The 12,627-nt window shown below is 66.1% G+C and carries 11 protein-coding genes; 3 read left to right on the plus strand and 8 right to left on the minus strand.

Annotated features, from left to right (window positions below):
- Positions 1-19 precede the first annotated feature (19 nt).
- Entirely contained in the window at positions 20-922 is a 903-nt protein-coding gene (locus VZC37_RS15030) for an ABC transporter permease (protein ID WP_330433374.1), read from the minus strand.
- A gap of 48 nt (positions 923-970) precedes the next feature.
- The gene (locus VZC37_RS15035; RefSeq protein ID WP_330433375.1) at positions 971-2,446 is read right to left on the minus strand and encodes an ABC transporter substrate-binding protein; all 1,476 of its coding nucleotides are present in this window, start codon (positions 2,444-2,446) and stop codon (positions 971-973) included.
- A gap of 263 nt (positions 2,447-2,709) precedes the next feature.
- On the opposite strand from VZC37_RS15035, the gene VZC37_RS15040 reads away from it, so the two are divergent.
- Positions 2,710-3,102, plus strand: a complete 393-nt coding sequence (locus tag VZC37_RS15040; RefSeq protein ID WP_330433376.1) for a YidH family protein — start codon at positions 2,710-2,712, stop codon at positions 3,100-3,102.
- Complete coding sequence (locus tag VZC37_RS15045; protein WP_330433377.1) at positions 3,099-3,428, plus strand: DUF202 domain-containing protein; 330 nt, start codon at positions 3,099-3,101, stop codon at positions 3,426-3,428. The genes VZC37_RS15040 and VZC37_RS15045 overlap by 4 nt, the downstream gene beginning before the upstream one ends.
- Before the next feature lie 75 nt (positions 3,429-3,503).
- Here the strand turns inward: VZC37_RS15045 and VZC37_RS15050 are convergent, their stop codons facing one another.
- From VZC37_RS15050 to VZC37_RS15075, 6 genes are all read right to left on the minus strand, one after another.
- Positions 3,504-5,015: a SulP family inorganic anion transporter gene (locus VZC37_RS15050; RefSeq protein WP_330433764.1), complete on the minus strand. Its 1,512-nt coding sequence runs from the start codon at positions 5,013-5,015 to the stop codon at positions 3,504-3,506.
- 126 nt (positions 5,016-5,141) lie between these two features.
- Positions 5,142-6,515: an arylsulfatase gene (locus VZC37_RS15055; RefSeq protein WP_330433378.1), complete on the minus strand. Its 1,374-nt coding sequence runs from the start codon at positions 6,513-6,515 to the stop codon at positions 5,142-5,144.
- 49 nt (positions 6,516-6,564) lie between these two features.
- Positions 6,565-7,386 carry a GntR family transcriptional regulator gene (locus VZC37_RS15060; protein ID WP_330433379.1) on the minus strand — a complete coding sequence of 274 codons (822 nt, stop codon included), beginning with the start codon at positions 7,384-7,386 and terminating at the stop codon, positions 6,565-6,567.
- A 216-nt stretch (positions 7,387-7,602) separates the two neighbouring features.
- Positions 7,603-9,540, minus strand: a complete 1,938-nt coding sequence (gyrB, locus tag VZC37_RS15065; RefSeq protein ID WP_330433380.1) for a DNA topoisomerase (ATP-hydrolyzing) subunit B — start codon at positions 9,538-9,540, stop codon at positions 7,603-7,605.
- Complete coding sequence (locus VZC37_RS15070; protein WP_488803385.1) at positions 9,537-10,508, minus strand: formylglycine-generating enzyme family protein; 972 nt, start codon at positions 10,506-10,508, stop codon at positions 9,537-9,539. The genes gyrB and VZC37_RS15070 overlap by 4 nt, the downstream gene beginning before the upstream one ends.
- 144 nt (positions 10,509-10,652) lie before the next feature.
- Complete coding sequence (locus VZC37_RS15075; protein WP_330433381.1) at positions 10,653-11,585, minus strand: hydroxymethylglutaryl-CoA lyase; 933 nt, start codon at positions 11,583-11,585, stop codon at positions 10,653-10,655.
- A 56-nt stretch (positions 11,586-11,641) separates the two neighbouring features.
- Here VZC37_RS15075 and VZC37_RS15080 point away from each other — a divergent pair, with 56 nt between their 5' ends.
- Positions 11,642-12,622, plus strand: coding sequence for a GlxA family transcriptional regulator (locus VZC37_RS15080; RefSeq protein WP_330433382.1), 981 nt, complete (start codon positions 11,642-11,644; stop codon positions 12,620-12,622).
- Positions 12,623-12,627 lie beyond the last annotated feature (5 nt).

Consider the following 12,627-nt stretch of genomic DNA (forward strand, 5'->3'; position numbering starts at 1 on the left):
GTCGAAGGGGTGGGCAGGCTCAGCGCGAGGCTCGCGGCAGCCAGTGGTTGACCCGGCGGCCGATGAGTTCGACGATCCAGGCGGTGATGAGTCCGAGAGCTCCGATCGACAGCATGCCGACGACGACGCCCGCGTAGTCGAGAAGGCCGTAGGACTGCCAGGTGTAGTAGCCGATGCCGAACTGACCGGAGATCATCTCGGCGCTGACCACACAGATCCAGGCGACGCCCATCGCGACCGAGAGGCCCGCGAAGATTCCCGGCATGGCGCCGGGCAGCACGACGCTGCGCAGGATCGTCCAGCGGCCGGCACCCATCGTCTGGGCTGCCTCCTCCCAGACCTTCGGCAGCGAGTCCATCGCGTGGATGGTACTGACGAGGACGGGGAAGAACGCTGCGAAGAAGGTGATGAAGACGATGCCCTGCTCACTGGACGGGAACAGCAGGATGGTCAGGGGCACCAGTGCGATCGCGGGGATCGGCCGGATCATCTCGATGAAGGGCCGCAACGTCTTCCGGGCGATCTCGGAGCGACCGATCAGCATGCCGAGCGCGATGCCGACGATGGCCGCGAGCCCGAATCCGATGAGGATGCGTTGCAGGCTCGCGAACAGGTCAGCGTAGTAGCCGCCGCTGCTGACCCGCTCGACTAAGCTGTCCAGTACCGCACCGGGAGTCGGCATCCGGTTGAACCGCAGCCACGCGACCACCTCGTTGGCAGTGAGGTAGTACCAGACGGCGACGAACGCGGCGATCGGGATGATCGGCAGGACGATCGTCAGCGCGGTCCGGCGCAGCTTTCGCCGACGCTGTTCGGCAATTCCGGCCGGCGCGTCGGCGGTCGGCGTCGGCGCTGTGGCGGGCGCGGAGTCGGCGCTTGGTGGGGTGGTGGGACGATCCTCGGTGGCGGCGATGTGAGCCATGTGAGTTCTCCTGTCGGGGAGTGGGTATGGGGTCGGTGTCGGGTCAGGTCAGGTGGTCGAGCGAGACTCCTGCAGCGCGGTCTCGTAGGACACCTCGGTCATACCGGGGTGGCTCTCCAGGTACTCGGCCGCACCCGCCTGGGTCGCGAAGGGCAGGAAGCGCTGCGATGCAGGCGCATTCGGGTCGGCAAGCCATGTCGCGTGCGCGGCGAACAGCTTGGTGGCGGTCACCGCATCAGGAACGTAGCCGGCCCGTACGGCCGTTCCGGTGTCGGCCATTCTGCGGAGGGCACAGCTCGGCGTCGCGGCGACGTCGGTGGTCTGCTGTCCGGCGAACCAGACCTCCGATGCGGTGGCGGGGTCCCCGACGGGGAGCCCGCAGACGTCGTCGATTCCGGTCAGGGTGCTGGGGTTGCCGACGTCGGCAGTCTTGGCTGCGAAATCGGCACCGTACAGTTCCCGCAGGTACTCCGTGTCGGTGAATCCGGCGACGTCGAAGTCCTCGGCCACCGCACCTCGACCGACGAGGTACTTCTTGACCTGTTCGAGGGCAGGCCCGAACTGGGCCTTGATGGTCGGGTCGAACGAGACGAGGCCGTTGGGCCCGTTGTAGAGGTACACGACCTCGGGTTCGATCCCGGTGATCTCACTGACGCGCAGTGCCGCCTGCATCGGCTCGGCGGTGATGTACTCCGTGGTCTCCCGCAGGGCCTGCATGAACGCGGTCATCACCTCCGGGTGCTCTGCGGAGAACTGTTCGCGAGCGACCACTCCGTGGAAGGTCGGTACACCGTTGTCGCCGCCGTCGTAGAGGAGGCGGCCCTGGTTGCGGAACACGATGAGCTGGGGCCACGGCACGAACTGGGCGAACGCGTCCACCTGATTGCCCTCGATGGCTGCCGCTCCGATCGACGGGTCCTGGTTGGAGATGTTGACGTCGTCCTTGGCGATACCCGCTTGTGCGAGGCCGGTCGACAGCATGCCGTCACCCGCGGAACCGAGGCTCGTGGACACCGACGTGCCCACCAGATCGTCGAGGTCGGTGGCCGTCGATCCGTTCGGCACGACGACCTGGTTCAGCGATCCGCGCAGGTTGTAGCCGGTGGTGGCGATGAAGTCGGTTTTCGCGTCGTCGTACTTCTTGGTCTTGGACCCGTTCGTCAGCAGCGGGTAATCGCCCATCGACCCGATGTCGACGTGGGAAGCGATCATCGCCGCGGTGAGCGGCGCGCCCGAGGAGAAGTCCTGCCAGACCACCCGGTAGTTCTTGCCGGTCTGCTCACCCGCCTGGTCGAGAGCGTTCTCGAAGGCCTCGCGGTCGCGCATCAGCGTGCCGGCATTGACCGTGTTGATGGTCTTCGACTGGTAGCCGACGTTGACGACGACGGCATCGGAGTCGAACATCCCACAACCGGTGAGCACGGAACTCAGGGCGAGCGCGGCGGTGGCCGCGGCCGTCGCGACCCGGCCGCGGCGGCGTGTCTGGGTGGTGGAAACCCGACGGGTGGTGGTGGTCTTGGACATGACACAAGACTCGGAGCCAACTGTTACATCTGAGCGACTCACCGTTGCATGACGGTTAAGCCACCAGGTCACAGGCTTGTGCGGCCACCGTCGGCCACAGCCCGCGGCACCCAGCATTCACGTGACCCCCTGCTGTACAGCGGGTTTCGCATCCTCGGCACACGTTCTCGTATCTGCACACCATTACCTGCCTCCTCGAAAGAGTAGTAACGCCACCATGTTTGGCTGGCCTACCGATGCCCGATTACGGGATCCTGGTATCTATGGAATCCCACCCCACCCCCGCTCACGACCCTGCTCTCGACGACACCGTCGCGGACGAACCCGACTATCGCTTCACTCTCGCGAACGAGCGGACGTTCCTCGCCTGGCAACGGACATCGCTCGGCCTGCTCGCGGCGTCGGTGGCGGTCCTTCAGTTCCTCCCGGAGCCGGCCGATCCGGTCGTCCGGTACGGCCTGGGCGGGCTGCTCGGGGTTCTCGCCGTGATGACGGCGGCCGGCGGATTGCGCCGCTGGCAACTCAACGATCGGGCCATCCGTCGTGACCAGCCACTCCCACGACCGAGGGTCGCCACGTACGTGACAGTCGTGATGATCGCCATCGGCGCGATTGCTGTCGGCGCGGCCGTGGTCTCGGCCTTCCTGCACGGATGAACACGCCGAACTTCGATCCCGGGTTGCAGGCCGAGCGGACAGATCTCGCGTGGACACGGACCTCACTGGCAATTCTCGCGAACGGTCTGATGATCGGTGGGCGCGATCTGATCGCTCATCCCGACGCCTACAGCCCGGTGCGCTGCGCATCTGCCGCGGCCGCCGCATTGCTCGCCCTGATCGTCTACATCGTCGGTCAGCACCGCCGACGGACTCTGTCGCGCCGTCCGCTGCCCCGTCGGATCGCCGCTCCCTATGCGATCCTGCTGTCGGGCGCCGCCATCACCACGTTGGCCGCGGTCCTGCTCGCCGCCGCCCTGCTCTGACTCGGTTTCTGGAAACGACGAAACCCGGGCACCGATCCGTCGTGATCGGATGCCCGGGCGGACTCGGTCGAACGTTCAGCCTGCCGGTGATGCCCCGGACAGGCGGGTGTGCAGCGCCTCGGATGCCGCGTTGAGGCCGACGAAACGCACCGTCGTACCGTGCTCGCGATACTTTTCGCGGATGACGTCGAGTGTTGCGACTGTCGTCGCGTCCCAGACGTGCGATGCGGAGAAGTCGATGACCACTTGTGAGGGGTCGCCGCGGTAGTCGAAGCGGTCGACCAGACCGTGACTGGACGCGAAGAACAGATCACCGGTGACCCGATACGTTCGCGTGGGACCGGACGTGTCGTCTTCGGCCACGTCGACCTGGTCGCCGTCCTCGATCGATGCACGGCCCGCGGCACGGGTCACGAACATCACCATCGCGCACAGGACCCCGACGATCACCCCGTACGCGAGATTGTGTGTCACCACTGTGACCGCGACGGTGGCCAGCATCGTCAGCGATTCGCCGAACGGCATGCGCCGCAGAGTCTTCGGCGATATCGACTGCCAATCCATCGTCGCCGCAGCCACCATCATCATGACGGCGACCAACGCGGCCATGGGTATCGCCGCCAGAGCCGGACTGAAGAACAGAACCAAGGACAAGAGCGCGGCGCCGGCCACGAATGTCGAAAGCCGTGTTCGCCCACCACTCTTCACGTTCATCATGGTTTGGCCGATCATGGCGCAGCCGCCCATCCCGCCGAAGAAACCGGTGACCACGTTCCCGACTCCCTGCCCCCAACTCTCCCGCTTCAGATCCGACCGGGTATCGGTCAGATCATCGACGAGTTGTGCGGTGATGAGGGACTCGAGAAGTCCCACCAATGCAACCGCCAGTGCGTACGGGAAGATGATCTGGAGCGTCTCCAGGGTCAACGGGACGCCCGGAATGCCGAGCGTCGGCATGTCCGACGACATCGGGCCCTCGTCACCCACGGTCGGCACCCCGACCGCGAACACCACCGCGATCACGGTGAGTATCGCCGTGGCGACCAGCGGCGCAGGGACCACCGTGGTGATCTTCGGCAGCGCGACCATCATGATCAGGCCGGCCGCCGTCATCGGATACACCAGCCAGGGCACACCGATGAGGTGTGGGAGTTGGGCGGTGAAGATCAGGATCGCCAGCGCATTCACGAATCCGGTCATCACGCTGTGCGGGATGAAACGCATCAGCTTGGCCACCCCGAGCATCGACATCACTACCTGCAGAACGCCGGCCAGGATCACCGTCGCGATGAGGTAGTCGACGCCGTGGTCACGAACCACAGGGGCGACCACGAGCGCGACCGACCCCGCTGCGGCCGAGATCATCGCCGGTCTGCCACCGACGACGGCGATCGTCATCGCGAAGATGAATGACGTGAACAGGCCGACTGCGGGCCCGACACCGGCGATCAGCGAGAACGAGATCGTCTCGGGAATCAGCGCCAGTGCGGTGACCAGTCCGGCGAAGAACTCCGTCCGGAACTTCCGCGGGTCGCGCAGGGCGGCCAGCGTCGCCGAACCACGGAACCCGCGAACCGCGTCGTCCATCCCCGACGTCAGGCGCGTCCGCACATCGCGGCGCGTTGCCGTGTCGATGCTCATGGTTGCTCCTCTCGATGGTGTGCCGGCGGGGCGGCGAGCCGATATGGGCCCGCCGCCCCGCCGGCACTGCCGTCAGACCCCGACGGCGACCTTGCGTTTCGGCACGAAGTCCAGCGGCGCGCCCGGCGGGATCAGTTCTTCGATCTCGACGGTCTCGTCGTGCTCCCGGATGATCCGGTGGGCGTGCTGCATGACCCACCACCGCACGAACGTCTGGTTCACCGGCTCACGCTCCTTCGGGTCTTCCAGCAGGTTGATGATCCGGGCGAAGCCGAGTGGGATCTCCGGGTCGTGGAAGTGTTGCTGGCGGACGAAACTGATCTTGAACTGCGACCACTTGACCGCGTGTAGTTCGTCGTTGAGCCACACCATGCATCCTTCGCGTGCGGATTCTTCTGCACCGGCGAAGAACTCGCGCTGGTCGATGCCGTCGATCTGCCGATCGTCGGGGATCTCGCAACCGGCGAGCCGCAGCAGCGTGGTGAACATGTCGGTGACATGCATCATTTCGTTGCTCTCGCGCGCCTTCACGTGGCCGGGCCAGCGGATGAGTGCCGGGGTACGGATGCCGCCCTCGGCCGAGCTGAAGTACGAGCCGTCGAAGAAGCCCGCGGTGCCGCGGCCGGCCAGGTGGTCCTCGGGTCCGTTGTCACCGGCGAACACGACGATGGTGTCGTCGGCGATACCGAGCTCATCGAGTTTGTCCAGGATGCTCTGGAAGTCGTGATCGAGCATCAGCAGGGCATCGCCCCAGTCCCCGTTGCTGCTCTTGCCCCGGAACTCCTCGCGGACCTCGATCGGGAAGTGCAGCAGAGAGTGGTTGTGGTACAGGAAGAACGGCTTGTCGTCGGCGACGCTTCGCTCCATGAACGCGTGTGCGCGGCGGTCGTACTCGGCGTCCATCCGCCCCTTGAGTTCGACGGTCAGTTGTTCGTCGGTCGTACGGACCCCACCTTCCTTGGTGCCGTCGTACATGTACGACCAACCGTCACGCTCGCCCTTGTACCACGGATCGTCGGGCCACAGGCACTCGTCGTAAGTGCGTGCGGGACCGTACCATTCGTCGAACCCGTGGTCGGTCGGCCAGCGACCGTCCTCGGCGCCGATGTGCCACTTGCCGTAGCAGGCGGTCGCGTAACCGGCGTCGGACAGGATGTCGCCCATGGTGCGTTCCCACGCGACGATGCCGCCGGCGTTGCCGCCGAGTGCGATGGTGTGATTGCCGGATCGGATCGGATACCGGCCGGTCATGAGCGCCGAACGGGTTGGTGTGCACTGGGGTTCGACGACGAAGTGGGACAGCTTCAGGCTGTCGGCGGCAAAGGTGTCGATGTTCTTGGTGTCGGCGCCACGCAGGATGCCGCCGCCGTAGCAACCGAGTTCTCCGAGACCGAGATTGTCGACGTGAAAGTACACGATGTTGGGTTGTTTTCCGGGTGTGGACATGGTTGTGCCTCACTTCCTTTCTGTTGGTGATTCCTGTTGAGCCGAAATGTCAGAGGACCGACGGGTCGTCGTCGGCGGGGCGGACCCGGGGGTTGACGGAGACCAGCGACAGCCGATCTCCGCGATAGCGCACGGACTCGAGGTCGAACGGGGTTCCGTCATCCAGGTACGAGAGGCGATGCAGGAGCAGTACCGGTGAGCCGACGCGAACATCCAGGTGCCGAGCCGTTCCCTTGTCTGCGGCCACCGCCTCGACGGTGTTCTCCGCCTGACCGAGTCGCACACCGAGCTTGTCTTCCAGGAGGCGGAACACGTCCTCCTCGGCGAGGTTGGCCCCGTCGAGGATGTCGATGGCCTCCGGCCGGAGCGACGTGGTGTCCAGGGACAGCGGGACGTTCCCCACCGATCGCAGCCGCTCGATGAACAGGATCGGGCTGCCCTCTTGGATCTGCAGCTTGTCGGCCACCGATGGCGTAGCCGTCGACTCGCGCGCCGACAGGACCCGATTCTCCACCGAGAGCTGATGTCCTGCCAGAGATTCGGCGAGACCTTCGAGCCTGTCGATGCGCTGTCGGAGTTTGGCACCGGTCACGAAGGTTCCGGCTCCCTGCACTCGGGTGATGAGGCCCTCCGCGCGAAGCAGGTCGAGCGCCTCGCGGATCGCGTTTCGGCTCACTCCCCACTCACGGGCCAGCTCGTTCTCCGGTGGCAGCATCGGACGCGGCGCAGCCAGACCACCGAACGCACCGTCGAGGATCTGTGTACGGAGCACGTCACGAACCCACCGTGCGGCGTCCTCGCGGGTACCGGCGTACTTGCGGGCCGGTGCTCGCGGGAAGTCCTTCGGAGGAATCCGTGGCCTCGATGTCATGTGTTCACTCTGTCAATCGGACATTCCCATCGATTTGCCTGGAAATTATCGATCAGTTACGCCACGTCGCACCCGAAGAATCCGCTGGCCAGGCACTATTGCCCGGCGCTTTGGCCCCAGAAACGCCACCCGAGGAACTCTGCGCCGGCGCAGACGCCTACGGCCCCCGTCGACCGAGGGGGTCGACGGGGGCCGTAGGGACCAGAACGGAACGTGTCAGATGTCGAGGAAACGCTCGTCCCCGGCGTTGCGGGTGATGAATCCACGCCGCGCCTCGACATCCTCACCCATCAGGATCGAGAAGATCTCGTCGGCGAGCGCGGCGTCGCTGAGAGTCAGCTGACGAAGAACGCGTGCCGAGGGATCCATCGTCGTCTCCCACAGCTCGGCGGCGCTCATCTCACCGAGACCCTTGTACCGCTGGATGCCGGAGTCGGCGTCGAGGCGCCGTCCGGCGGCGCGGCCGGCGGCCACAAGCTGATCACGCTCTCGATCCGAGTACGCGTATTCAGGTTGTCCCCTATGCCATTTGAGCTTGTACAGCGGCGGTTGGGCCAGGTAGACATGCCCGTGCTCGATGAGTGGACGCATGTACCGGAACAGCAGAGTGAGCAGCAGCGTGGAGATGTGCTGACCGTCGACGTCGGCGTCGGCCATCAGGACGATCTTGTGGTAGCGCAGTTTCTCGATGTCGAACTCGGCGTGGATACCGGTGCCGAATGCGGTGATGATCGCCTGCACCTCGGTGTTCTTTAGCACCTTGTCGATCCGCGTCTTCTCGACATTGATGATCTTGCCTCGGATGGGCAGGATGGCCTGATACATCGAATCTCGTCCCGATTTGGCGCTGCCGCCGGCGGAGTCGCCCTCCACGATGAAGATCTCACTGCGCTCCGGTTCGCCGCTGCGGCAGTCCGCCAGTTTTCCCGGAAGACCACCGAGACCGCCGGCGGTCTTGCGGCGCACCAGTTCCCTGGCCCGTCGCGCGGCCATCCGGGCCTGCGCCGACGACGCCGCCTTGCTCACGATCGCCTTGGCTTCCGCCGGGTTGGCGTCGAACCACTCGGTGAGGCGTTCGTGGCACACGCGTTGGACGAAGGAGCGGATCTCGCTGTTTCCCAGACGGGTCTTGGTCTGCCCTTCGAACTGCGGATCGGCCACCTTCACCGAGACCACCGCGGCCAACCCTTCCCGGATGTCGTCGCCCGACAGATTGGCGTCTTTGTCCTTCAACACCTTCGACGAGCGAGCATGCCGGTTGACGACGGCCGTCAGCGCCGCGCGGAACCCTTCCTCGTGGACGCCGCCGTCCGGGGTGTTGATGGTGTTGGCGAACGTGTGGATGGACTCGGCGTAGCCGGCACTCCATTGCAGCGCCACCTCCACTTCGTATCCCGTTCCCCGCGCGTCGAATCCGATGATGGTGGGATGCAACCCCTCTTTGGTGCGGTTGATGTGCCCGACGAAGTCCTTCAGACCCCCCGGATGGTGGTACCGCCGCAGGGACCCGTCGGTCCGGTCGTCCATCAGCGTGAGTTCGAGGCCGCTGTTGAGGAAGGCCATCTCCTGCAGCCGACGGGCGACGATCTCAGCATCGAGGTCGACGGTTTCGAAGACGTCCGGGTCCGGCCAGAATCGCACTGTCGTCCCGGTGGACGTCGTCTGTTCACCGCGGCGTAAGTGACCTGGGAGTGACCGGTCGTAGCGTTGGAACCAGTGGTGGCCGTCTCGGGCGATGTCCACTTCGAGTCGGGTGGACAGTGCGTTGACGACGGACACACCGACTCCGTGCAGGCCGCCGGACACCGAGTACGCGCCACCGTCGGCGTCGAACTTGCCGCCTGCGTGCAGTTGGGTCATCACCACGTCGATCGTCGGGATTCCGCTGGCGTGCATGGCCACCGGGATTCCGCGGCCGTCGTCGGAGACCTCGGCGCCCCCGTCGGCGAGCAACCGGACCGCGACGCGGGTCGCATACCCGGCCATGGCCTCGTCGACGCCGTTGTCGATGACCTCCCACAGCATGTGGTGCAATCCGCGGGCACTGGTCGACCCGATGTACATGCCCGGCCGCTTCCGGACGACGTCGAGACCCTCCAGGATGGTGATCGAGTCCGCGCCGTACTGCACGGCAGGTTCGTGCGTTGCGGTCAACTCTGTTCCACTTCCTTTGCGATACAGCGAAATCCGATGTGCCCGGTGGATGCGTCGTCGACGTGACCCTGGCGTGCGGCAGGCCGGTATCGATTGCAATAGTTGGGGGCGCACAGGTGCGACCCGCCCTTCACCACGCGTCGATCATCGTTTCCGGACGCATTGGTCTGCAGAGGATTTCGGGGGACGCAGCAACTGGTGGCGGGTGCGACGTTCTTGTCGCTGTCCGCGTGACTCGCGGTGTAGCGGTCGCAGGTCCACTCCCAGACGTTGCCCGCCATGTCGACGAGTCCGTATCCGTTGGGGCGGAATCGTCCCACCGGAGAAGTGCCGGCGAAGCCGTCGGTTTCGAGGTTCTCCCAGGGGAACAAACCCTGCCACACATTGCCGCCGGGGCGGCCGTGCGGCTCGTCGTGGTCACCCCAGACATAGGCCATCCGGTCGAGGCCGCCTCGTGCGGCGAACTCCCATTCGGCCTCGGTGGGTAGGGACTTGCCCGCCCATTCGGCGTAAGCCGTCGCATCGTCGAACGACACGTGGGTCACCGGATGCAGTCGACGGTCTCCGACGTGACTGTCCGTGCCCTCGGGATGGCGCCAGTTCGCCTCCGGGACATACGACCACCACCGTCGGTAGTCGTCGAGCGGAACCGGTCCTAACGGCGGTGTGAAGACCATCGACCCGGGAACGAGAAGGTCAGGATCGGCGTCCGGGAAATCTGCGGCGTCGGGTTGGCGTTCGGCGGTGGTGACATATCCCGTGTCTTTGACGAACCGTCGGAAGTCGGCCACCGTCACCGGGTGGGTGTCCATCCAGAATCCGTCCACCATCACCTGGTGCACCGGACGTTCCTCCGGATAGAAATCGTCGGAGCCCATCCAGAAGGTTCCGCCGGGGATCCACACCATGCCCTTTCGGCCGGCGGATCGCTGACGGGCCATGGGGGCCTGTGGCGTCGTCAAGAGCATGCCGTCGATCGTGCCGAAAGCCGACGAGTTTGGCGTTACCCGCAGTGTTACGCCACCTGAGCCGCCGCGAAGCCGCTGGCCAGCGCCGCCCGATCGGCGGCATCGTCGCCGTTACGCCACCAGGCGCTGCGGCCCCAAGCCGGCTCAGCCGACTACCGACGACTCCGGAAACCCGCCCGCGTGCAACACGGACGACGGCAGCCGCCGTCCGAACAGGTCCTCGAGCCACTGGCCCGCCTCGTGGAGCCGGTCGGTGTCCAACCCGTGCCCGACGCCGGTGCGATCGAGAGCGTAGGCAAGGTCGTCGGTGGCGATGTTTCCGGTCGCGTTCGGGGCGAACGGGCACCCGCCGATGCCGCCGAGGCTGGCGTCGAGCACGGTGACTCCCGACTCGACCGCGGCCAGGGCGTTGCCGATCCCGCATGCACGGGTGTCGTGGAAGTGCGCGCGCAGCGCAACTCCCGACGGAATCAGCGCGGCCGCGACGGCGAAGCGTTCGCGGACGTCGGCCGGAACCGCGACACCGATGGTGTCGGCGAGGGACAGCTCGGTGGGCGGCTCCACCATGACCCCGTCGAGCACAGACCGCAGCCGGTCGACGGACACCTCGCCCTCGAACGGGCAGCCGAACGCCACCGCGATCGTCAGGTTCGCGGTCACGCCGGCGGCGCGCGCGGTCCGCGCGATCCGATGCCAGATGGCCACGCCACCGTCGACGTCGGTGCCCTGGTTGCGGTTGCTGAAGGTGTCGGTGCAGTGGACCACGGCGTTGACCTCGCTGACCCCGGCCGACAGTGCGCGGTCGAGCCCACGTTCGTTGAGCACCAGGGCGCTGTAGGTGACGCCGTCGACGTCCGGCAGCCCGCGCACCACGTCTTCGGCGTCGGCCATCGCCGGCACCTTCTTGGGGTGGACGAAGCTGGTGACCTCGACGTTGCGTGCGCCGAACCCCACCGCGCGACCCACGAGGTCGAGCTTCTGGTCGGTCGACAACGACACCTTCTCGTTCTGCAGACCGTCGCGCGGAGCGACCTCGACGATCGTGACCTGCTGCTCGGTCGAAGTGTCGACGCTCATGACCTCACCCTAGGTTCTCTACGACACCGCCATCGGTGAGGGCATAAATTGTGGACATGCAGATCGTGCGCTCCGGCGCCCGCCGCCGGATCGGGATCGTCGTGTTCGACGGCGTGAAGATGCTCGACTTCACCGGGCCCGCGGAGGTGTTCGTCGAGGCCAACCAGTTCGGCGGCGACTACGAGGTCGTCGTCATGTCTCCCTCGGGTGGTGATGTGGCGACATCGGTGGGGGTGCGGGTCAGCACCGATCCGGTATCGGGCTCGGGCCGGTTCGACACCGTGATGATCGCCGGCAGCGAGATCGCGCCGCCGTTGTTCGTGACACCGGAACTCATCGCCGCCGTATCCGATCTCGCCGGACGCACCCGCCGCCTCGCGTCGGTGTGCACCGGTTCGTTTGTGCTCGCCCAGGCCGGGCTCCTGGACGGGCGGTCAGCGACGACGCACTGGAAGTTCACCGCCGACCTGGCGCACCGCTTCCCCGCGGTCCGGGTGGACTCCGACGCGATCTACGTCCGCGACGGTGACGTCTACAGTTCGGCCGGAGTGGTTGCCGGAATCGACCTGAGCCTGTCGCTTGTAGAAGAGGACCACGGCGCCGAGGTGGCGCGACGGACCGCTCAGGGGCTCCTCGTCTACATGCAGCGCGGCGGCGGCCAGTCGCAGTTCTCGTCGTCGCTCAGCGGGCCACCGCCACGCACCAGCCTGGTCCGTCGGGCAACCGATCATGTTCACGCGAATCTCCATCTGCCGCACACGGTTGCGAGCATCGCGGAGCATGTGAATGTCAGTGCGAGGCAACTGACCAGACTCTTCCGAGACGAGCTCGGCACCACTCCGGCCGGCTTCGTCGCCGAGGCCCGGTTCGCGATGGCCCGCGACAAACTGCACGCCGGTTTCACCGTGACCGCAGCCGCCCACGCGGCCGGCTACGGCAGCGCGGAAGTGATGCGCCGGGCGTTCGTCACCCGGATCGGCATCTCCCCCCGCAAGTACCAGCGCCGGTTCTCCTCCACCCGGGCTGCCGCCGGATGAGGTGA

The organism is Gordonia sesuvii (assembly GCF_036350415.1).
GTDB classification, from domain to species: Bacteria; Actinomycetota; Actinomycetes; order Mycobacteriales; family Mycobacteriaceae; genus Gordonia; species Gordonia sesuvii.